Origin of the sequence: Paenibacillus sp. FSL H8-0332, assembly GCF_037963835.1 — a bacterium.
Lineage (GTDB): Bacteria > Bacillota > Bacilli > Paenibacillales > Paenibacillaceae > Paenibacillus_AQ > Paenibacillus_AQ rhizoplanae.
On sequence record NZ_CP150145.1, the window covers coordinates 4,268,785 to 4,292,529 of the forward strand.

Sequence of the window (23,745 nt, forward strand, 5' to 3'; positions counted from 1 at the left end):
AGGTGTCCATTGTGACTATAAATAAAGAACCGGTTAGTGAACCAGTCAGAGAACCGATCGGGAAGCTGATCTCTCATCTTCACCGTCAGAACCAAAAAATACTGGCCAAGGAGCTGCTTCCCTATGGCATCGGCAGCGGAGGCCAGCATAGCTTCTTAAAGCTGGTGCTGAGTCATCCGGGAATCACCCAGGATCAGATGACCAGCCGGATTAAATGCGATAAAGCGACAACCACCCGCTCCGTCAAGCTTTTGGAAGCCTCGGGATATATTGAGCGCCGGACGGACCCGACCGACCGCCGCTCCTTCCTGCTGTATCCAACCCCCCAGGCGCTCGACTTCGCCCCGGTCTTCCAGACGCTGCTGGACGATTTCAACCGCGAGCTGTCCATGGATCTCACCGAGCGCGAGCTGGATACGCTGATCGACCTGCTCCACAAGGTCACCCGCAACTCAGACCGGCTGAACGGACAGGGCTAACTGTATTGAATGGGGATGCCCGATGGCCGCGTATGACGGGTTACGGGACAGAGAGATCAGCAGCATGACAGGTAGCGCAGTTGCATGGCTCTCAGTCTGCGGCTAAACGCTCCGCCAGCCCTTCTGCGCGGTATTCACTCGGCAGCTTGCCGACATGCTCGCGGAACAGCTTGCTGAAATAACGGTCATCCCCGAAGCCGGACCGGCAGGCAATTTCACACACCGGGACGGGGGTCTCCAGCAGAAGTGATTTCGCCAGCTCCAGCCGCATGCCCCGCAGGCACTCCCCGAAAGTCTCACCGGCGAACCGGGCGAAACACCGGCTGAAATAGCCCCGGCTCATGTGGATGGCGGCGGCAACGTCGCCCTGATTAATTTTTTCTCCGGCATGGCTCTTCATATAACGCACGGCGGTGATCAGGCAGAACATCACCTCTTGGCTCAGGTTCAGCTCAATCATCCGGCGCTGCACATGCCCCGTGAACTGGTGCAGCCAGACTTGCCAGTGCCGCCAGGTCCGGTTGCCCTCTGCTGCCAGCGCAAGCTGCTGCGCATCCTCCGCTGTAAGCAGCAGCCGGCTCCAGCTCCGCAGCAGCTCCAGGCCAAAGTCCGCCACCGCAGCCGGGCCCGGCTGCTGGGACACAACCCCGCTGGTGAACAGGTCCCATTCTCTCCGCTCCAGCGTCCAGCGGAGATTCTGTCCCTGCACCAGCGCCGAAGGAGCGCCCGCCTCCGGCTGTTGCTGCGCGGCCAGCGTCTGCAGTTCACCATAGTGCAGCCTCGGGACCGCCTGGCCGCCTGCCGCATAGAACAGCGCCTGCCGCGCCGACTGTTCCACAACCGCAGCGATTCTCTTCAGCGGCTGACCGCGCACCCCCTCCAGCAGCGCCGCTGTCCAGCTTGTCCCAAGCACCGCGCCCAGCTCTCCTCCGATCCGCGCTGCATCCACAGGATACGGCAGCGGAGACAACCACATCCCCTGCACAGCATGTAGTGTGGAATTTCTCACCATAGAGAGCGCATACAACTGCTCTTCCTTCAGTTCCGGCGTAAGCGGCACATAGAGCAGCGCTTTGTCCTCAGCGATCACCCTCTGCTCTGCCTTTGCAGGGGTGCTTTTATTCCCGTCCTCCCACCTGATCCGCTCCACCAGTCTGCGGATGATTTCATCGGCATTCTCCGGCTCCAGCAGCGTTTTGACAATGTAATCCACCGCTCCCAGCCGCAGCGCCTCCTGCACATCATCGAATTCATGATGGCAGGCCAGCACCACGCAGCGTACTGCGGGATAACGCAGCCTCACCTCTCGGATCAGCTCGAACCCGGTCATCCCCGGCATCGAAAGATCCACGAACAGCAAATCCGTCTCCTGCTCGCGCAGCAGCTCCAGTGCCCCATGCCCGTCTCTGGCCTCTCCGGTAATCACCACCCCGAAGGACGGCCAATCCAGCAGTGAGATGAAACCCTGGCGCACCAGACGCTCATCGTCTACGACAACAGCCTTAATCATCGAAGTCCTCCTTGCTTTTGATAGGAATAATGATTGATATTGGGTTCCGCCTTTGTCACCGCTCTGCGTGGAAGCGTTTCAATATATAGATACAATACCATATTTTGTTTATTCTGAAAATAAAAAGGCGGGACAGTCACGCACACTCAGACCAGCACATCATCTCCTGCACATCAAAAAAAAGCTGCTCACAGGCAGAATATCCGCCGTATAAACAACTCCACTTCTGCTATTTGGTACTAGTGCAGGCAATCCGCCTGACTTATCTCCCGCTGTCCTGTCTCCCTAAAAAGCCGCCCGATTAGCCTCCCGGCCCCTCACTCCAGGCTTGAACCGAAACAATCCGCCCGCCTGCGGCCAGCGTTCCAGCTCTTCTGCACTCATGTATCCGCATGCCGTAGTGATGTACAGCTCGTCCAGATTCTCGCCGCCGAAAGTACAGGAGGTTACATAATGCGCCGGAACCTCGATTTTCTCCAATTGCTCGCCTGTATGGGGATTCCACCGTGAGATACAGCCCCCGCGCCAATGGGCGACCCAGAGCATGCCTTCGCTGTCGATCGTCATTCCATCCGGCCAGCCCTCGTCTTCCGCCAACCGGATGACCGTCCGGCGCCCGCTTACTGAGCCGTCTGCCAGCGAATAATCCATCACATCAATCCCCTTGGTCAACGTGTCAATATAATACATGACCCCCAAGCTGTCGTTCCAGGCCAAGCCGTTGGAGATGCCGATCCCACTCAATACCTGCCGGACCTCACCAGCGGATTCCATTACATACAGGCTGCCGTCTCTTCCCGCAAACCTTCTGTTCATCGAGCCGAACCACAACCGTCCACGGCTGTCGCATTTGGCATCATTCAGCCGGTTACCGGGAATTCCGGTCTCCACCGCTGCCAGCAGCTCCACAGGCTGATGCTCCATATATCTGTAGATCCCGTCCTCCATCGTCAGAATCCAGCCGCCGTGCTCCGCCGGTACGACTGCACTTACTTTTCGCTCAAAGGAATGAATATCATCCGTCCCCTTACCGGGGTCATAGAGATGTAGTTCATTACTGTCAACATCCATCCAATACAATCTGCCGTTCCTGTGATCCCAATAAGGACCTTCTCCGAGTGCCGCCTTCGCAGCAACCACGCATTCCATTGTTCCGCTCAACATAAACCCTCCTCGAATAGATACTCTTTCTATGTACTATTGCCCCTCCAGCCTCCAGCCTCCCGCCGCCAACCTGACATACACCTGTCCGGTTCGCATGTTATGCTGAATGCAGCACAATCCTATGAACTGAGGTGACCCGCATGAAGGTCGAATGGAGAAAACAAGACAAAGCCCTATACCTGCCCCCTGCCGAACCGGGGCTGATTCAGGTTCCCGCCCTCCCTTATTTCACCCTGCGGGGAGAAGGCAATCCCAACGGCAGCGCTTTCGCAGAAGCAGTCGCTGTGCTGTATTCCTTGTCCTATGCAGTTAAGATGCTGCCGAGAAAAGGACCCGCGCCCGAAGGCTACTACGACTACACCGTCTTCCCGCTGGAAGGAGTATGGGATCTCAGCGAAGCCGGACGCCGCTCTGCCGTTCTTGATAAGAACGAGCTAATATACACCTTAATGATCCGGCAGCCGGATTTCGTCACCCCGGCGCTGGCCGCTGAAGTACTGGAACAGGTCAAGCGCAGCAAGCCGCACCCGCTGCTGGACAAGGCTGTCTTCGTCCGCTGCGAAGACGGCCTGAGTGTACAAATGCTGCATCTCGGCCCTTATGATGATGAACCGCGCAGCTTCGCCAGAATGGAGCAATTCTGCTCTGCTCAGGGCCTGCTGCGGGAGTCTCACCTGCACCGCGAAATCTATATCTCGGATGCCCGGCGTGCCCGCCCGGAGAAGCTGCGAACCGTGCTGCGGTTCAAGGCCGTCCGGCAGGATTAACGTTACATTTTCACCGTGTTCCGTACTATCGAGCTCTTATGAACCTCCAGCAGCTCCCGGTACTCCACCGTCTCAATCTCGCAGCCGGGCCCGATTACAACGCTTCCGCCGCGGACGGTCTGCGCCTGCGTATGCTGAAGCTCGATCTGATCCCCCTCAATCAGCCGGGCCGCGAAGCTCATCTTCTTCCCGGGTCTCAGCAACGCGCCGGAACGGCTGCGCTTGATGGAGATGCTGCCGCCGCCGACCGTATCTGCACTACAGGGGCCGAATAACGTCAGGTCGAGCTTCTCCGCATTTAACAGTCCACTGACCTCCATAATTCCGGTAAGCTGCACCTGCTCTGCTTCACAGTCGCCGGTAACTATGATCCCGCCGGTGAGCTTGATATCCTCAATCCGCAGCCCGCCGCCTGCTGTAAGCTCTCCTTGTCCGCGCAGGCTGGCTGCGTCTACCCGGCCCTTCACCTTGCACTCCCCGGTGATTTTGATATCCTGTGCCCGAAGATTTCCTTCCACCGCCACCTCTCCGGTCTGTGCAAGCTTCACACAATCCACGTCCCCGCTAAAAGTACATTCTCCCGTCACCTTCACATCCTTAAAAACTCCGCCGACAGAGCTCGACGTCCCGAGTATCTTCAGGTCATGGCGTTCTAACGCTTCATTCACCGATCTTCTCCTCCTTTCCCACCTGAGCATCGGGATGTACAGTCAGTCCCGTTCTATATTCAACCCGGCCAATCGAGCAGCCCTGCCCGATAATGACCGTACCGCCCCTTACTACATCTGCACTCGTATATTCCAGATCTAGCATATCGCCCTCGATGAGCTTGGCCCGCAGCCCGATTTTGAGCTTGGGAATCATACCGCCTAACAGTCTGCCCCAGGCCGCGTTGCCTTTTTTGCGGATCACCAGGCTCTCTACGCCAATCTCTACCGCTTCCGAGTGACCCTGTAGCCCGAACTCGATCCGCCCCGCACTGAGCAGGCCCCCCACCGTGAATACCCCTGCACCGGTCAGTTCCTCAAGCTCACAATTGCCCTTCAGCTTCAGCATACCGTCCATTTCACAGCGCTCTCCCCGCAGACTGCCTTCCCCGTTCACTACCCCATTCAGCTTCATTCCGCCCACCTGCAGATTGCCCTTCAGATTGAGTGTTCCGTTCATCTCCAGCTCTTCCGCCGAGAGGTCACCGTTCTGCTTCATCACGCCGTCACAGCTGTAGGTATGTGCGCTGAGCGCTCCGTTAATCTTACTTACGCCGTTGATACTCACGCTGTGATACCTGCCTCCAGCAGCCGTGTTGACTCCATCCATCACCAGATCCGGCAGTTCATTCTTCTCCATGGTCCAGCCTCCTGTGATTTACTGTTCCTTACTCTATAAGCCGCCTTCACTCAATCGCCCCTTCAGCAGTTCCGCCAGATCGGCAGAGCGAAGCCTGCTCACCAGCCTTACCCCGTCATCCAAGGCCAGCCCGGCTCCCGGCAGAGCCATAATGAAGAAGCTGACCCCCATCTTCCGCACAAAAAACAGCTCCCACCCCTTCTCCCCGTACCCCGGTGCATGGCTCTCCAGCGTCTGATAGAGCTGGTCCGCTTCCTCCCAGTTGAGTTCCCCTTTGCTGAGCAGCCAATCTGCTGCGAATACATGAAGGATCTGTTCGAAGGCAAGCGATATGCCTTCAATCTCCGGTCTCCCGAACCGCTCCAGACTGCTAACCGAAACAATGTTACGTTCTTTTAACTGGGATAATGTCAACCTTATCTTGTAGGAAGATGCCGGCTCTGACAGCTTTCCCGCCAATTCATCCAGGGAGAGATCATCCTTCTTCTGTAAAATATGCTGAACCCGCCCCAATATCCGCGCACGCGGAAAAAAGGTCTCTTGTCCCGTAAAGGTAGATTTGCGGATGAACCATTCCTCAGGAATCAGCTGCTTCCGCTTCCAGCGGTACAATTGCCCGTAAGAGATACCCGTCTCATCGAGTAGCTCCTTCTTGGAGATTAAATCCTCTTCCATATCACCACTCCTTGCGATCATCGTAACATAACACTGTTACGTTGTAAACTGGTAAGCTACCTGAAGTGATCCCCTCCCGTTCACCAGTGCCACCTCCTATCCACCCCTGCATCAAAAAACGAGCAGACCCCAGCCCTTCCCCGGCTTCGGATCTGCCCTCTATACTCCATTCTACGAACGCACAACGCCCTTCTGCCGGGCTTCACGCAGCCATTTCGGGTACTCGTTGAAGAGCCGGTCATACAGGTCCTCATCGCTGACCTCGTCCAGATCATCCAGCGCGAAGAAATCAGCATTATCCACATAACGGCCCCGCAGATCGTCAAGCTCACGGAGCACGCCATAATCTGCATTGCCCAGCCCCACAAACTGCCAGAAGATATTATGCTTCGAGCTCTGGATCAGCAGCTTCGATATTTTGGGCGTCTCATAGATGCCCCCGTCGCTGAAGAACACTACATATACCGGCAGGTCGCCCGGCTCCTCCTTCGTGTATTTCTTGATCAGATCCGCCATAACCACCGGCTCATTGTTCCCGATGCCCAGTCCCCCGAACATCTTCGGTCCCGGATAGGTCCGCTTCACATAGTCCTCATAGCCGTGTTCATTCACACTCGGCATTCTTTTGCTCTTGGTAGCGAAGAACCAGACATCCAGCATCCCGTCATCATCCATCTTGGCCGCCACAGCCAGCACCCGTTCAAAAGCCCGCTGCACGACTCCCTTCGCATATAATTGCGCCATGGAGCCAGATGCATCGAACACCACGGCTACCCTCGCCTTCTCCTGGTCGAGATTCTTCTTGCGCAGTGAAATTCCTACCTGCTGCTTCAGAAGATCAATCTTCGTCAAATTCAGGGCAGGCCGGGGAGTCTCCTCCTGGACTGTGTCCTTAGGCGGTCCGCTGTATGTAGCCGCTGCTTCTGTATGACCTGACAGAGGTTGAGCCTCTGCTTCGCTGCCGTTCTCCGGCGCTTCGTCTTCCACCTCGACCCCATGCGCTTCCGCCAGCGGCTTCAGTCCGCCATGGAAGCCCCGGCCGACCGCGCGCAGCTTGAAGCCCGCGCCGTGGCGGTACAGCTCTGCCAGCACGAGCGAGGTCTCGGCATTGCCTTCCACAATCTCATACACCAGCTCCGTATCCTTCCCTGCCGCGCTGATTCTGCAGCCTCTGACATCAGCGAAGGTTCCGGGACCGTCCAGCGTAGCCGCGAAGACGCATTTATCAATGCCCGAGGCGCTGAGTGCGCGCAGATCAATGGCGAACTCCCCGCTGTATTTATCGATAGGATTGAATACGACCGTATGCTTGGGGTCAGCCGGCTGATTATAAAAGATAAAGAAATCATCAGACGGCACCTTCCCGTTCTCGCCCACCATGAAGCAGCTAATATCCAGAATGGCCGGAGAACTGCTGCAGGATATTTTCACAGTTGCCTGGGTGGAGGCCTCGTCCAGCTTCGCATTGGAGCCGCTTACCAGCTTGATTATATTAGGATTCATGAATGCACTCTCCTACTCTCTCACATGTAATTCCAGGATGTACCAGATTCCCGTTTTGCAAAAAAGAGCAGACAATTCCCTGATAAGGATATGTCTGCTCCCGGTTAATCTAAACACTATGACTCTCAGAATAGCCGTTATACACAGGCTGCCTGCGGGGTTCTAAGCTTACATAGGATTATTGAATGCAGCTTGGAATATCTTACTCTTCAGACTTCTCAGCTTCGGCTGCTTCCGGTGCGGCAGTAGCTTCATCAGCCGATTCTTCCATTACGAGCGGAGGCGAGATCCGCACAATCAGTGTGTCTTCAGGGGTAAGGATCTCCCAGCCTTCATGCTTCGGCAGATCGGATACCAGCAATTGATCACCGATCTCCATACCGCTGATATCTACTTCAAAGTTCGCTTCCACCTTATCCGGCAGGGTACGGATGTCCAGTTCATACAGCTCCACCTGCTGCACACCACCGCTCTTGACGCCGACAGGATCACCGATCAAGTGGAAGGCTACCTTAGTATCCAGCTCCGCCTTCATATCAATCTGCTGCAAATCTACATGAAGCAGCGTACGGGATAACGGCTGGCGCTGTACTTCCTGAATAACCGCATTCTTCGAGCCGGAGCCCGGGAATTCCACCTTCAGGATGGCACGCGGGTTTTTGCCGAGAATTTCATTAAGTGTTTTGGCCTCTGCTGAGAAGGACTGGGTATCTGAACCTGCACCGTAAACTACAACCGGTACAAAACCTTTGCTGCGCTGGGAAGAATTCGATCCGGATCTTTCAGTCAAGCGTACTGTGGTATTCATGATATTTCCTCCTAATAGTTTTTTGAGCGCTACGCCCTTCGTTCAGAAGCCGGCAAACTGCCCGGGGCGGCGTACGCCAAGTAGTGTCAGCATAGCTGCATTAAAAAACAAGACCAATTAGCTCTTATGTCTAATCAGTCTCTTATTAACCATATTTGCCTGCTGTGGAATCAGTATAGCACCGGGAAATAGACAAGTCAAAATAGGGTATTATGCATTACATATCCATATTAACTGAAATTATACTTTAATCCCATCAAGACAGTCATAGGAATATTGAAGACATCGCCGGAATCCCGGTATTGGTAAGAATCAATTATTTTTTAAAATCATTCCGCAGGATGGGCATGCTTAACAGTCAATCTGGCATTCAGGGAATGAAGCAAAACAGAGGCGACAGCATCCACATGCTCAGGGCCCATCATGGAGTAATGGTCGCCCTCTGTTCCAAACAGCTCTAATTCACCCTTGCAGTGTTGCTTCCAGCCCTTGCCTGATCCCTTCATAAACGGCTCAGGTACCAGCAGAATCACTGGAGATTTGACAGAACTATTCGGACGGTATGTCTGTTGCAGCATTATCCAATGCTGGATAACATGCAGTCTGTTCAGCCGCTGCCGCTGCGTCAACCATTCAAAATCAGTAATAAGCGGAATAGCTGCATCCGGGAATACCGTAATCCCTTCCTGGGCATCGGGCGCATGGCTCTCCAACTGGAGGATGTCCTCCTCAAAGCTATCATGGCCGTGAGTACCAGGAGGCAGTGTATCCACAAGGGCAAGTAAGGCTACCTTCCCATGCTGTTGCTCCCATTGCCGGACCATTTCGAACGCAATAGTGCCCCCCAGACTCCAGCCCGCCAAATAATATGGCCCATAGGGCTGTACCGCTTGCACCTGTGTCAGATATAGTCCGGCTGCCTCTTCAATTGTGCGGAGCTTACCAGCCAGGTCCGCTGACAGGTCCAGACTGATTCCCCGGCAAGTCCATCCGTCCAGCCGGTCTGCCAGTTCCCTGTAAGCACCGACTCCACCGCTGCCGTCATGGATGAAGAACAACTGCCGGTTCTCGTCTTCACCCTGCTTCAGCAGGATACATTTAGCTGGTGAAGCGGGGTGCTCCAGGCAGCTACCATATCCGTTGCCCAGTGCCAAAGTTGTCTCGCGGAGCAACAGGTGACTCTCCAATTCACTGATCCTCGCACCCAGTTCCCTGATCGTCGGATAATTGAAAATATCGGCTAACGAGGCTTTGACGTTTAGACGGGTATTGATCTCCCATACAAGGGAAGCCGCCAGCAAGGAGTGTCCGCCCACGGCAAAAAAATTATCATCCAGACCTACCTTGGCTGCTCCCAATAAACCCGACCAGATGACTTGTAACAGTTGTTCTAAGGGTGAGAGTGTAGCTAGGACGTCCGCTGAATTCCGTGACAGGGCAGTCTCCGGGGCAGGCAGCGCCTTTCGGTCCACCTTGCCGTTAGTATTCAGCGGCAGACTCTCCACCGGTATCAGATATGAGGGCATCATATATTCCGGCAGAGTCTTTGCTAGCTGCTTGCGGAGCAGTTCCACCGGGAGACTGCCCACGACATAGGCACACAGGCTTTTCGCCCCGGATGCATCCTTCTGGACGGTAACCACAGCTTCCCGGACGCCCTCTTGCTTCGTCATCTGTACGACGATTTCACCGAGCTCGACACGGTAGCCCCTGATTTTCACCTGGTGGTCGAAGCGTCCCAGATATTCCAGCATCCCTCCGGGCAGCCATCTGACCCTGTCTCCACTCCGGTACATTCTGCCGCCGGGGGTAAAGGGGTCACGGCCGAACTTCTCTGCCGTCAGCTCAGGCTGACCTAGATATCCGCGGGCCAAGCCGTCTCCGCCAATGCATAATTCGCCGGGAAGGCCGACAGGCTGAAGCATATCTTCCTTATCCAAAATATAAACACGGGTATTCGGTACAGGCTTACCGATAGAGATATTGTCGCCGTCAACCTCCGTAACCTTCTGGAACGAAGTATAAATTGTGCTCTCCGAGGGCCCGTACCCGTTAAGCAGCGTCAGTCCCGGCTGACTGTCAAGCAGCAGACGGATATGACGCGGCGACAGGCTCTCACCTCCCGTAATAATACAGCGCAGACCCGTAAATACCGTTACATCCATATCCACCAGCTGGTGGAGCAGAGGAGCTGTGAACCAGGAGACAGTGATGCCGTACTGGTTCATTCTGCGGCGCAATGCTTCAGTGTCCAGCAGCTCCTCTTTACGGAGCAGACAGAGGGTGGCGCCTTTAACAAGCGTACCCCAGATCTCATACACAGACACATCAAACGCCAGGGAGCAGGTCTGCAGCACCCGATCTTCGGGATAGACAACCAATTCTCCCGCATCCATAACGATCCGCGCCAGATTGCGGTGCTCCAACAAAACGCCCTTTGGCGTTCCGGTAGAACCGGAGGTATAGATTACATACATCAGATCATCCGGTCTTGCCCGTGGCAGCAAATTATCGGCGCTAAGTGAACCGCTAGCCATTACCGGCAGGAAGAGGATGCCTGATACAGGAATATCATCGTCCCTTTCCTGGGATAACAGACAGATCCTGGCCTTACTGTCCTCCAGCAAATACGCAATCCGATCAGAGGGATACTCCGGATCAATGGCTAAATAAGCAGCTCCAGCCTTCAGGATCGCTAAGATGGCGACAATCGTGTCGGGGGAGGTATGCGCCAGCACACACACAATCTCATTTCTCCCTACTCCCTTGTCAATAAGCACCCGGGCCAATTGATTAGCCTGCTTGTTTAATTCCCTGTAAGTCAGCCTGACTTCTCCATATTGAACTGCAATACGGTCCGGGCTCCGCTCGGCCTGTAGCTCGAACAGCCGGTGTATAGTGTGTTCCTGCGGATATTCTTGGCGGGAAGTATTGAATTCCACGAGAATTTGCTGCCTTTCCTCTTCCGTCAGCATCTCCAGCCGGCTGATCGGAAGATCAGGATCGGCGCATACAGATTCGAGAATCCGGCTGAAATGACGAAGCATGCGGTGTACCTCATCCTCTCTAAAGCAACTTCTCCGGTACTCAAACTCCATAATGATCTCGTCATCCGTCATATAAGCGAACAGACTGAGATCAAACTTTGCAATCCGATTCTCAAAGGCATGCGGTTCGAACCCTAGGCCTTGTAAGGGTCTTTCCGAAGCGGATTGACGGTTTTCCAGAGAAAAGCAGACATCAAACAGCGGATTTCTTCCGTTAATTCGTTCCGGGTTTATTTTTTCCACAAGCATTTCAAACGGATAATCCTGATTCTCCAAAGCCATAAAGGTATGGTCGGCTACTTCGTCCAGGTAGTCGGAAAACTTTTTGTTTCCGGCCGGTTTGTAACGCAGGGCAAGAGTATTCACGAACATTCCGACGATCCCTTCAAACTCAGCATGAGTTCGTCCGGCCACCGGCGTTCCGATCACCAAATCATCCTGCCCCGTATATTTGGCGAGCAACACCCCGTACACGGCCACCATCAAGATATATGGCGTTACATTGTAGCGCAGACAGAGCAAGCGGAATAAAACTGCGAGTTCAGGCGGTATAGCCAGGGATACGCAACGGCCCTCATAATTCGCCCGCTGACCGTTTCTGCTGAAGGGCAAGTCCAGTACAGGGACCCCATCCGCAAACTGGGAGAGCCAGAACTCCTCCTGCCTCTGGATGTTCACTTCCTTGAGCTGGTCGTTATGCCAAATTGCGTAATCTACGTATTGGAACTCCAAGGGTGCAAGCTCCTGCCCCTGATAGGAGGCCATCAGCTCAGCAAAGATGATTTCAATGGTCACGGCATCGGCAATAATATGATGTATATCGAACAAAAGCAGATGGCTGTCCTGTCCCAGACGGATAAGCTCCGCTCTCCAGAGCGGCGCTTGTTCCAGGTTGAAGGGGCGGAGAAATGCTTCCATATACCCGTCAACTAACTGCGTCCCGTAATCCCTGATGCTTAAAGCCGCGGTAAGTGTATGGTCAACCCGTTGAAGCACTTCCCCGTCATTCAGCACAAATGATGTGCGCAAACCCTCGTGGCGGTGCACAAGAGTCTGCAGAGCTTCTTTAAGCCTTTCAATATTGAGTGCTCCTTCAATTCTCCGGCAGCACGGCATATTGTATATGATATTGCTCCCCAGCATACCGTTGATCAGAAACAGTCTTTTTTGCGCCGAGGACGTTTCATACATTTGGTACTCCAAGTTAATCTCCCCTTCTTCTGCGCTCGCTTTTTTGAATTTTGACCGAAGACAGCGCATGGCTCTTGCCCGTCTTATCCGTTTTGTGGAGCTGCGCATTCCCAGCCAGGATGTTTCTGATATCCGTCTCGCCGGTCTCCAGGTATTCAATGGATAACGCAGGAGAATCGTGAATGTTCTGCACAATGACACCTTCAATCACCTCAAAGCTTGTTCTCAAGCTCTCATGCCGCCTTATAAGTCTGTTCAACGTGCGCTCAACCTTATTCCAATCCGGGCTTCCCCCCAGCAGTAGAGCGCCGGGCAGATTATAGCTTAAGTCCTCTCTGTTCAATTCATGAAGAATGAAGAGCCGGATTTGTGCTGAAGATGCCGGATAATACACGTTTACGGGTGCTTTAGGGATCGGAGCCGAGAATGCATTCGACTGTAAAGCGGCCAGCCCTTGTACCGGAAGCTCAGCGGAGTTCATTCGATCAGCCAGATACTCCGCCATACCTCGCAGTATCGGAAAACGGAAGAAATCCTGCAGCCTTATTTCTATTTCAAAACGTTGTTGAATCTGGAACGACAATCTGTAGGCCATCAGGGAATCACCGCCAAGCTCAAAGAAATGGTCTTCCGCTCCTATGGAGACTCCCCGGAACAGTTCTGTCCACAGCGAGGCTAGTTCCAGTTGGATGGCTCCCGACGGAGCCACAAATATTTGTCCTGAGGGCAGTTCTGTCCCCATACTGCGGATGGCTTTACGGTCTAGCTTGCCGCCGGAAGTGAACGGCACGTGCTCCAGCGAGAAGAACTTGGCCGGCACCATGTATTCCGGCAGATAACGCTTCAGAAATGTACGCAGCGCCTTAACGGTACAGTTCCCTTGGGTCAATAGATAAGCGGCAAGGTATTTATATCCCTGATCGTCTGTACAGTCGATGACCGCTGCCTGCCCGACGGCCGGATGCTGCAACAGATAATCCTCAATTTCCCCAGGCTCGATCCGGTATCCCTTAATTTTGACCATATTATCCGTCCGCCCCAGACACAGAATCGCCCCGCCGGGCAAGCGCTGTGCCAGGTCACCCGTCCGGTACAACCGCTCGCCCTCGGCAAACGGACTGGCGATAAACTTCTCCGCATTTAGCTCTTCACGGTTCCAATACCCTCTGGCCAGCTCCGGGCCGGACAGGCACAGCTCGCCTGTCTGGCCGTCCGGCACGATGCGGAGTGCATCGTCCAGAATATATGCCTGTGTGCTTCCCACCGGATATCCGATCGGAATCCGCTTATCCAGCTCATACGGAGAACATCTAAAGGCAGTGGCGAAAATACACGATTCGGTTGGACCATAGAGGTTGATCAGCGAAGCGCCCGGCACCTTGGCGAAGAATTCGCGGGCTTGCTCCTGCATCAATGGCTCTCCGCCAACCATCACAGAGTGGAGGGACGCCACTCTGCCGGACGTACCCGGCGACAATCCTGCTAAGAACATGGACATGGCTGTCGGCAGAAAGAACGTTGCCGTTACCTTGTTTTCTTCAATGGCTTCTATAATATGACGGGCGTCCTTCTCATAGCCCGCTTCCAATAGCACCAGCTTGCCACCGCATACAAATCCGCCGAATAGCTCCAGCAGCGATGCATCGAATGTGTACGACCCTTTACTCAATAGAGTATCGGTTCTGCTTAAAGCTAAATGCTTCCACACCCACACCACCCGGCTTGTGAACGCTCCATGCTCAATGAGCACCCCCTTCGGCTTACCCGTAGAGCCCGAAGTTGTAATCATATATGCCAGATCAACTGGCGCAATCTGCAGTCCAGGATTTGCGCAGTCCTGATCTTGTTCACAAAGGATGTCGATTTCCAGCACCCGAATCCTTTCATTCATCCATTCCCCCCGGCAGCTCCTGTGTGTCAATACCAGTTCGGCTCCGGTATCGGCCAGAAGCAACTGAATGCGTTCGGCCGGGTCCTCATGATGAATCGGCAGAAACGCCGCCCCCGCCTTCAGAATGCCCAGCATGCCGATCATGACCTCGAACGAACGTTTCATAACAATAGCAACGATTTGTTCTCTGCCGATGCCAAGTTCAAGCAAGGTATGGGCCACGAGATTAGATTTCCGGTTCAGTTCTTCGTAGGTCATTGATTGTCCGGCATATATCAGGGCCACATTCTCCGGCGTTGCCTCTGCCTGCTCTTCAAATAAGAGGTGTACAGGTTTATCCAAGGGAAGCTCCGGCTTATTCCAGTCCCATTCCATTACTGCAGCAGGTTCATGTTCATCCGCAGACGGAGAGATCCCTGTAGAATCCGCTGTACAGGGGGGCTCTACCCTTGCCTTAACCGAAGTTCCGGCTTCTGCAGCTACAGCGATTTCATTCACCTGGCCTTTATCCATAAGGATCTCACCAATTGTCAACGTTGGCTTGTAGAGTACAGCTTCCAGGACAGTCAGGAAATCCTGGCTAAGACTTTGCACCGTCTCCGCTTTAAACAGTTCGGTATCATATTGGAAAAGAAGCTCCAAATCCTCCTTCATCATGGTGGCAGCGACCGTTAAATCGAACTGCGCCCCCGTATACTCCGTCTCGCACGGGGCTATGCTTACGCCGGGTAGCTCAATGGCCGCGGCCATGGATTCGTTGGCGAACGAGAACATTGTATCAAAGAGCGGATTGCGGTCTGCCTCCCCCGAAACATTCAGCTTGCTGACAAGCTCTTCAAAGGGATAGTCCTGGTGGGTATATGCGAGCAGGAAGTGTTCCTTAACCTCGCGGACGAAATCAGTCGCAATCATTCCGCTCTTCGGCCTATTGCGGATGGCAAGCGTATTGACGAACATTCCAACAATCGGATTAAGACTGGCATGGCTTCTTCCTGAAACGGGTACGCCAACGACAATGTCTTCCTGACGGCTTATGTTGCCAAGCAGGATATTGTAAACGGCGAACAACACCATAAAGACGGTTGTGTCCTGTCCGATGGCAAAGTGTTTCAATCGGCTTGCGGTGTCAAAGCCAATACGAAGACTGACGGCTCTACCTTCGCCTTTGCGTCTTAAGGGACGGGGGGAGTCGAGCGGCAGCCGCAGCTCTGGAATCGGCTCTTCAAATTGGCTGAGCCAGAATTGTTCCTGCTCCCGGTACAGCTCTCCACCCGTCAGGCTGCGCTGCCAATTCGCATAATCTTTATACTGGAGCGGCAGCTCGGGCAGTTCTTTACCGGCGTACAGCTCGGCAAACTCGCTCATGATAATATTTTGAGACAGCCCGTCCGTAATGATGTGATGCAAATCCATATACAGCACATGCTGTCCTGCGCCTGTCTTGATGATCTTTACACGAAGCGGTGGCCCTTCGCGCAGATTGAACGGCGTGACCAACCCATTGAGGTGGTCCGAAGCTTCAGTTCCGGCTAAACCGCCGGTGTTCTCAATCCAAGCAGCCTGACCCTTTACCGTACTGGCCCTGAAAAAATCCCGCAAGCCCATCTCAACCTGCCATTCCTTATTAATCAAATGCAGCAGCTTCATGGCTAACAGGGATTGCCCGCCCAGCAGGAAGAAATCATCCGAAGTTCCGATTCCCTCCTTCTGCAGCGTCTCGGACCACAGCTGGACAAGCCGGTGCTCGGTTGGCGTTGAAGGTTCTACTGGATGTAGGCTTGCCGGACTCCTGCTGTCAGGCAAAGGGAGCTCCCTCCGGTTCACTTTGCCGTTTTCCGTCAACGGAAGGGCAGGCATACGTATATACACGCCGGGAAGCATATATTCCGGAAGCACGGTCTTAAGGAAGGCTTTCCATTCGGGAGCCGGGATCTCTCTGTCCGATACATAATAAGCTGCAAGCTCAATGGTTCCGGAAGGCCCGCTGTAGCCTGTTACAATACTGTCCGTGATTACGGGATGCCGCTGCAATGCCGCTTCGATCTCGCCGGGCTCAATCCGGTAGCCGCGCACTTTAAGCTGCTGATCCATCCGCCCCAGAAACTGGAGATTGCCACCTGGAAGATATCTGCCGAGATCTCCCGACTTATACAGGCGTTCCCCCGGTATCCAAGGGTGGGGAAGAAACTGCCGATTCGTTAAAGCGGGCTGATTCAAGTAACCTCTGGCCACTCCTCGTCCGGCAATGCAGATTTCACCAGGGACGCCCGGAGGTTGCAGCTCCAGGGAGGCATTCATAATATATACTGCTGTATTGGCGATAGGCCTGCCGATAGGCAGCGACCGGGACTGTACGGCCTCTACCCTGTAATACGCCGCGCAGACCGTGGCCTCTGTCGGTCCATAGGTGTTGTACACCTGAGCATATCGGACCAGGCTTGAGACGTAGTCCCCCTTCAGCACATCGCCTCCACTGATGAAGACGCGGACGGAATCAAGCGGCGGCAACTGGTTAAGCTCGTTCAACACAAAGGGCGACGTGCTTAGCAGCGTAACCCGGTGCTCCCTGATGAGCGTCTGAAGCCGCAGAATATCGAGCAGCTCCTCTTGCTGGACGATAACAATCCGGCCTCCGGCTGCCAGAACCGGAAAAATCTCCTCTACGGAGACATCGAAGGCATAAGAGGCCTGCTGCAGGATGACATCGCTGCCGGAAAGCGAGAATTCATGACGGAAAGACGATATATAATGAACGACATTCCGATGCTCCACCATCACCCCTTTCGGCTTACCTGTAGAACCTGATGTATACAGAATATAGGCCAGATTATGCGGTGCAGTATGACACCCCGGTTGCGATGCTTCCCCCGTATACAAGGTTTCGTCGGTAATATCAATTACCGGCCCCTTGTACGCGACGATTCCTGACAGATTGGATGAAGCCATCAGCAAGGACATGCCGCTGTCTTGGATGATGAATGCCAGACGCTCTTGTGGATATCCGGGCTCCATAGGCACGTATGCCGCGCCTGCCTTCATCACAGCCAGCATGGAAGCAATCCGGTCCACGGTACGCTCAACGAGGAGGCCGACCCTGTCGTCTGGCGACAGGCCGAACTTCCCCAATGCGCAGGCCAGATGATTGGCCCGTTCATTCAATTCCTTGTAAGTGAAGCTGCGTCCACCGCATATGACAGCTATATTTCCCGGAACAGCCGCGGCCTGCTGCTCGAACAACTGATGGATCAGCAAGTGCTGCTGCACGGGGATCGGGGCGCCGCTGTATTCGGTTATGAGTTGTTCCTGCTGCTTCCCGGATACCAGGGAGATTTGGCCGATCGGTCTGGAAGGATCGGAAATAATCTCATCCAGAAGATGCTCGAAATAACTGCCTAAGCGTGCAATCGTGCTCTCCGTGAACAACTGTGTGGCATACTCGAAGCGAAAACAGAGCCGGCCGGCCCGTTCGAACCAAATCAATGTCAAATCGACATGGACCGCTTCAACCTTCGCTTCCAAAGGCTCAAATTGCAACTGGTCTGCGCTCAGTGCCTCTCCGGTGAAATTCTGGGAGATGAATTGAACATCGAACAGCAGGTTCCGGCTGGAATCCCGCTCCAGATGAAGCTGTTGCAGCAGCATTCCATGAGGATAATCCGCATGCTCATAAGCCTCAAGGGCAAGCGTCTTGACCTCCTGAAGATAATCTTCAAACCTCTTGTCGCAAGAGGGCGTGCTACGGAGCGCAAGCGTATTAATGAAGAGGCCGATCAGCCGTTCGGTCTCTTTCTGTTCCCGGCCGGCGCTGGGCGTGCCGATCACGAGTTCTTCCTTGTTGGCATATTTGGACAAGAGCACCGCATAAGCGGCAAACAGAAGCATAAACAGCGTTACTCCGCTCCTGGAGGCTGCATTCTTAATTTTGGCCGTCACTTCTTCTCCCAGCTCCAGATTGTAGACATCACCCGCAAAATTCATTTCAGGCGGTCTTGGCGAATCCGTCGGAAGCTCCAGTACAGGCCATTCAGTACGAAACTGATTAAGCCAGTATTGCTCTTGACGGTTCAGTTCCGCTCCTTGAAGACGTTCATTTAACCAAAACGCATAATCGGTATACTGGACCGGGAGCCCCGGAAGATCTTGACCGGAGTACAGTTGAATGATGTCACTCAGCAATATTCCAATCGATGCGCCATCCGCAATAATATGATCCACATCAAGCATAAAGAGATGCCGTTCGGCGGATATCTTGACCAGCCTGGCCCTGAACAGAGGGGCAACGCCTAAGTCAAACGGCCGGACAAATTCGCTTATATAATCCTTGTATTCACGGTTATCGGCATCCGCGAACCCGAGCTCAAATTCTACTTCATTCCTCACCTTCTGGACCAGTTCCTCCCCCTGTAGTTCAAAGGAGGTTCGCAGCGAACTTTGACGCTGGATGACCCGCTGCAGGGCATTCTCCAGCCGCTCTACTTGAAGGGGACCGCTCAGAATCATCACGCTGCACAGATTGTTCAGTGTGCTCTCTCCGGCCATTTGCCGGATCAGGAAAAATTGCCGCTGTGCAGACGTAGCAGGATAATATTCACGGACGCCTGCAGGCCCCAGCACAGCCTCTTGTGCTGGCCCCCACATCTGCGGCAGGCCCGCCCCGGTAATCGGTCTGCTCCAGTCAGCCGCGCCTTCATCCACGTATTCCGCCAGCTCTTCAACCGTCAAGTACCGGAACAAATCACTGATCTCTGTCTTCTTGTCTAAGGTATTATTCATCATGGAGATTATTTTGCCAGCCAACAGTGAATCCCCGCCCAAATCATAAAAATTATCATAAAGATTCACCTGCTCATGTCCCAGCACCTCGGCCCAAATGCCGGCAATCGTCCGCTCCGAATCGCTGTATGTCCCCGATTCCCTGCCCCGGATGCTGAAGCTACGGCGCTGCATGGTGCCCGTCTTCTGTCCGGACCGGCGATAGCGGTACCGTCCCAAGGCGCTGCGAATCTCAGCTGACAGACCTGTTGGCATGGCAGCTTCAAGTCTGGCCGCCAGGGCATAATTCAGCCTGCCGACCATCATCCGCGGCGCCGGATGCTTCAGGATTTCCTCAAGGGCATCCAGCGCTTCACCTGTCCGCAGGCCCTTAAACCATGTAGAGCTCAGATCCAGATTATAGTCAACAGCCATTCCTGTCTCACTCCAGGAAGCCCACTCTATAGCAATGGTTTTCTTGCCTGAACGGTTACGAAGCTCTGCATAAGCGTCCATAAAGGCATTTGCTGCCGTATAGTCCGATTGCCCAGGCCCTCCAAATACGGAAGAGACCGAAGAAAATAACATCAGAAAATCCAGATTATCCTGCTCGGTTAGCTTGTCCAGAATACGTGTTCCTTGTATTTTAGGCAGTAGAAGCTTGCAGAATCCCTCATCCTCCTTCAGGGCAAAGACACCTGCACCGGCCTTGCCGGCCGCATGGATAACACCATGTATGCCTCCCCCCTGATACCGTAAATTCGTGAAGATACGGTTCATGCTTTGCTCATCTGAAATATCAGCCTGTATATAATCAACAACAGCCCCGTTGGCTTCCATGGCCAGAAAGGCCTTAATGCTTCTGAATGCACGTGGTGCTGTATCTGCGGCAACGGCAGTTGCCCATGCTTCCTTGGGCGGTAATGCGGTCTGGGCAATAAAAGCCAGATGTACCCCGGTCCGGGAGGCCAGCCACTTTCCAACCTCCAGTGCCAGTCCTCCGGTGCCCCCGGTGATGACGTATACTCCCCCGTCCCTGACGATGAGCTCTGTATCTACAGATTCGCCGGGGTCTGCCCATTGCAGTTCTTCGGCATACCCTTTTCCGTCCCGAAGCGCCAGCAGATACGGTCTGTCGACCATGGCCATAGCTGCGAGCACTTCCTCCGGCTCCGTCATCTCGTCCACATCAATGCAGCGGCAGTTCAGTCCGGCATCTTCCTGCCCTATAACCTTAGCCAACCCGTACAATGCCGCATGCTCCGGCATAATCAACATTTCCGTTCCAGTTACCTCATAGGCGGATCTGGCAACAACAACCAGGCTTGAATTCAGTTTGCCGGTCACCGCCTGAGCCAGATGCAAAAAGGTTAACAGCAGCGATTCATCGGACACACAGGGGTCCGCTCCCCATAGATAGAGGAGGAGTCCGGAATGCATACACTCCTCTTCTTCAAAAAGCCGGGCAAACTCCCCTTTGCTTCCGCCGCAAATATAGGTGTCGCTATCCAGGCGGGCGAATCGCCTGCCACGCTTGACTTCAATCACTCGCCGGTTCTCCCCGCGGAGACTACGGGCCATTGATTGGGCCAACGGGCTATTGTCTGTGAACATGATAATAGCTTGCTCCTGTGGCCATAGCTGAGCGGGTGACGAAGGTTTCGCTGCCCCTGAAGACCCCTCCACGCTGATCCAGGCAATTCGATGGTAGAGCCGTTCTTCTGCTGAAGGACCCGCTTGAACCTCTCCGGCACGAACCCTTTTAACGGTGTAATCCTCAATTTCGAGCAGCACTCTTCCTTGATCATCCAGAATCAGCACATCGACGGTTAACAATTCTCCGTTTTCCTTGGCCTCCTGTTTCTTGACGGCATAGCTGTAAAAGTGTTCCGGAAGGGAATCGTAGATCCGTAATCTACGATATGTAAGGGGCAGGAACAGCCCGGTTCCCAGGCTTTGACTAGTCACTCCCACCGCAGCATCCAGCAGTGCAGGATGCAGTTTGTATTGCTCCAGATCTGCATGGAACGGATGGCTCAGCGATAATTCCGCCAACACCCGGTCTTCTCCCGCTTCAATCTTCCGCAAAGAGTTCCAGCGCGGTCCAAAGTCGAAGGCGCCGGCTGTGTCTTCAGTGTTTTCTGCAACGGCTATCTCCTGCACCTGGCATTGAGACCGGAGCTTAGCCAAATCAACCGTGCGGCCGCCATCCGGTCCAAAAGAAGCTTTACCTTGGGCATGCCTGACCCAGCCCCGTTCCTCCTCCAGACCGGCAGGCTCTCCGCGGCTGAGCACCGCGAATTCAACCTCCTCCTCTTCCCAGCGGAGAACCGTCTGGACTTCTCGTATTTCGTCCGGTTCCACAATTAGCGGAGACACGAAGAGAATGTCCCTGAGTTCAAGAGCTTCCCCTGAATGGCCGCACGCCTGCAAAGCTGCCTGCACCATCTCCAGATATGCCGTTCCCGGAACAATGGAACGGCCGGCGACTACATGCTCGCTGAGTACCCAGTGCCGCTCAACCGAGAAGCTGGTGACAAAAATCGCCTGGTTCTCCGTTTCAGCCAGGCATTGATCAAGCAACGGATGCAAAGAAGCAGCTTGAACAGACTTTACGTTCTTGCCCGCAGCCGCTGCCTCATCGGGAACGACCCAACAGTGGTACCGTTCGAACGGATATACCGGTGCAGGTACCCTGAAGCAGGTTTCGTTCTCATGCAGTCTTTCCCAGGGGATATCCGCCCCGGCAACATACAAGCGGCTGGCCTGCATTAATTTCTGTTCATATTCCATCTGCTGCAGCAACACCGCTTCGCTCTTTCGGCTAAGCTCCCGCTGCTCATCCACGGTCAAATCGCCGGCTTCTTTTTCCTTGCGGGAAGAAATCATCCGGTGACAGCCATAAAATACGCCCGGAGCTATCTCGCCAGTGGGCATTCCGCCGCTGTGCAGGCTTTCCTGAAGCTGCGCCAGCTTTTGTCCAAGCTCTTCCCGGCTGCTGCACAGCACGGCTGCTCGGCAGGCATAATGTCCCCGGCCTGTATTAGCGGTATAACAGAGATCCCGCAGGGTGTAGCGGTTCTCCTCATGCAGATAGCTCTGGTAGGCCCCCAGATAAGCCGAGAGTGCTGCTTCGCTTCTGGCTGACAGGCTAAACAGCGCGAGCTCCCCCGTATCATCCGGCTCCGCGGCATTTAACACTGTATCCGCAGCATGTGGTGCCTCTTCAAGGACAACATGACAGTTGGTACCGCTCAAGCCGAATGAACTGACTCCGCACAAGCGGGGTCCCCCCCCGGACTCCCATACACGCAGTCTCTCATTGACGTATACCGGCGAATCCGGAAATGAAATCCGGGCATTGGGCGCCGTAAAATGCAGGCTGGCCGGAAGCTCACTATGCTTCAGACTCAGCACCGCTTTAAGGAAGCCGGCAATTCCCGCGCAGTGATCCAAGTGGCCGACATTGGTTTTGAGCGAGCCAATCCCGCAGAACTGCTTCCGGCTCGTATACCTCCCGAAGGCGTTGCGGAGGCCTTCGATTTCAACGGGATCACCCAGCTTCGTACCGGTCCCGTGGGCCTCGATATATTCAAGACGCTCCGGATGAATTCCCGCATCCGCCCAGGCTCTGGCCAGAACATCCTCCTGGGCCAGAGAATTGGGCGATGTAATCCCTGCAGAGGTGCCGTCATTGTTAACGGCGCTGCCTTTAACCAACGCATAGATATGGTCACGGTCCCGTACCGCCTGCTTCAGCGGCTTCAGCAGGATGGCAACAACGCCTTCGCCGCCTCCGGTGCCGTCGGAATGTTCATCAAAGGTTCGTGTGCGATCATCCGAAGAGCCTACCCCCAAGCCGCCGCCACTTCCCTGCTTTACCGGCAGAAGCGAGAGCTTGATTCCGCCCGCGAGGGCGAAGTCACATTCTCCTTGCCGCAGGGCGCGGCAGGCGAGATGAACGGCCACAAGAGAAGAAGAACATGCCGTATCCACCAGCATGCTTGGTCCCTTCAGATCCAGCAGATAAGCAATCCGGCTGGCAATCATCGAATGAATATTTCCGGGAATTGAGGCGTTAAGCGAAGCAGGTGACAATTCAGCGATCAGCCGTTTGTACTCTTCACCCATATCGCTTCCGAAGCCGACGTATACACCGGTGCTACTGCCCGCCAGACGCCCTCCTCCATAACCCGCATCTTCAATCGCCGTCCAGGCCGTCTGAAGAAACATCCGCTGGTTTGGGTCCATCAGATTCGCCTCGTTCGGGGATAAATGGAAAAAGGAATAATCGAAGACATCGACTTCGTCGAGATAGCCGCCGTCGAACATCGTAGTGGTGTCGTCTAAATAACCCGCACGATATAGCTCCTGCAGATTCTTTTTTCTGGAAGCCGGGAACGGACGGATGGCATCTTTTCCTTCCCTCAGACTCTCCCAGAACTGTCCGGCATCGCCGCTTCCGGCGATTTTACAGGCGATGCCGATAACGGCAATGTCCTCGTCGCGGAGTTGCTGCGGCCGGTTCGGGCCGCTGCCTGCGAAATCGGATTCACTTAGTTTCAAATCTGCTAGATTCAACTGCAAATTGGACATAGTATCCTCCTCCTT

Annotated in this window: 11 protein-coding genes; 2 read left to right on the forward strand and 9 right to left on the reverse strand. The window is 54.3% G+C overall.

What is annotated here, in order from left to right:
• The first annotated feature begins 11 nt into the window (after nt 1–11).
• Complete coding sequence (locus NST43_RS18615) at nt 12–479, forward strand: MarR family transcriptional regulator (protein WP_339218608.1); 468 nt, start codon at nt 12–14, stop codon at nt 477–479.
• Between the two features lie 91 nt (nt 480–570).
• Here NST43_RS18615 and NST43_RS18620 read toward each other — a convergent pair whose 3' ends face one another.
• Entirely contained in the window at nt 571–1,989 is a 1,419-nt protein-coding gene (locus NST43_RS18620; protein WP_339218609.1) for a response regulator, read from the reverse strand.
• Nucleotides 1,990–2,274: 285 nt separating this feature from the next.
• Nucleotides 2,275–3,153: an SMP-30/gluconolactonase/LRE family protein gene (locus tag NST43_RS18625; RefSeq protein WP_339218611.1), complete on the reverse strand. Its 879-nt coding sequence runs from the start codon at nt 3,151–3,153 to the stop codon at nt 2,275–2,277.
• A gap of 140 nt (nt 3,154–3,293) precedes the next feature.
• Here NST43_RS18625 and NST43_RS18630 point away from each other — a divergent pair, with 140 nt between their 5' ends.
• Complete coding sequence (locus NST43_RS18630) at nt 3,294–3,920, forward strand: GyrI-like domain-containing protein (RefSeq protein ID WP_339218613.1); 627 nt, start codon at nt 3,294–3,296, stop codon at nt 3,918–3,920.
• Between the two features lie 2 nt (nt 3,921–3,922).
• On the opposite strand, the gene NST43_RS18635 is transcribed toward NST43_RS18630, so the two are convergent.
• The 7 genes from NST43_RS18635 to NST43_RS18665 form a co-directional block, all read right to left on the reverse strand.
• A complete protein-coding gene (locus tag NST43_RS18635; RefSeq protein ID WP_339218615.1) occupies nt 3,923–4,588 on the reverse strand; it encodes a hypothetical protein in 666 nt (221 codons plus the stop codon).
• On the reverse strand, nt 4,581–5,267 hold the full coding sequence (locus NST43_RS18640; RefSeq protein WP_209993123.1) for a hypothetical protein: 687 nt from the start codon (nt 5,265–5,267) through the stop codon (nt 4,581–4,583). Before NST43_RS18640 ends, NST43_RS18635 begins: the two co-directional genes overlap by 8 nt.
• A 33-nt stretch (nt 5,268–5,300) precedes the next feature.
• On the reverse strand, nt 5,301–5,942 hold the full coding sequence (locus tag NST43_RS18645; RefSeq protein ID WP_339218618.1) for a DUF4004 family protein: 642 nt from the start codon (nt 5,940–5,942) through the stop codon (nt 5,301–5,303).
• Between the two features lie 171 nt (nt 5,943–6,113).
• Nucleotides 6,114–7,445, reverse strand: coding sequence for a VWA domain-containing protein (locus tag NST43_RS18650; protein WP_339218619.1), 1,332 nt, complete (start codon nt 7,443–7,445; stop codon nt 6,114–6,116).
• A 202-nt stretch (nt 7,446–7,647) separates the two neighbouring features.
• Nucleotides 7,648–8,253, reverse strand: a complete 606-nt coding sequence (locus NST43_RS18655) for a 50S ribosomal protein L25 (RefSeq protein ID WP_209993120.1) — start codon at nt 8,251–8,253, stop codon at nt 7,648–7,650.
• A 329-nt stretch (nt 8,254–8,582) separates the two neighbouring features.
• A complete protein-coding gene (locus NST43_RS18660) occupies nt 8,583–12,491 on the reverse strand; it encodes an amino acid adenylation domain-containing protein (protein WP_339218621.1) in 3,909 nt (1,302 codons plus the stop codon).
• A gap of 13 nt (nt 12,492–12,504) precedes the next feature.
• Nucleotides 12,505–23,730, reverse strand: coding sequence for an amino acid adenylation domain-containing protein (locus tag NST43_RS18665; protein ID WP_339218623.1), 11,226 nt, complete (start codon nt 23,728–23,730; stop codon nt 12,505–12,507).
• Between the last annotated feature and the right edge of the window lie 15 nt (nt 23,731–23,745).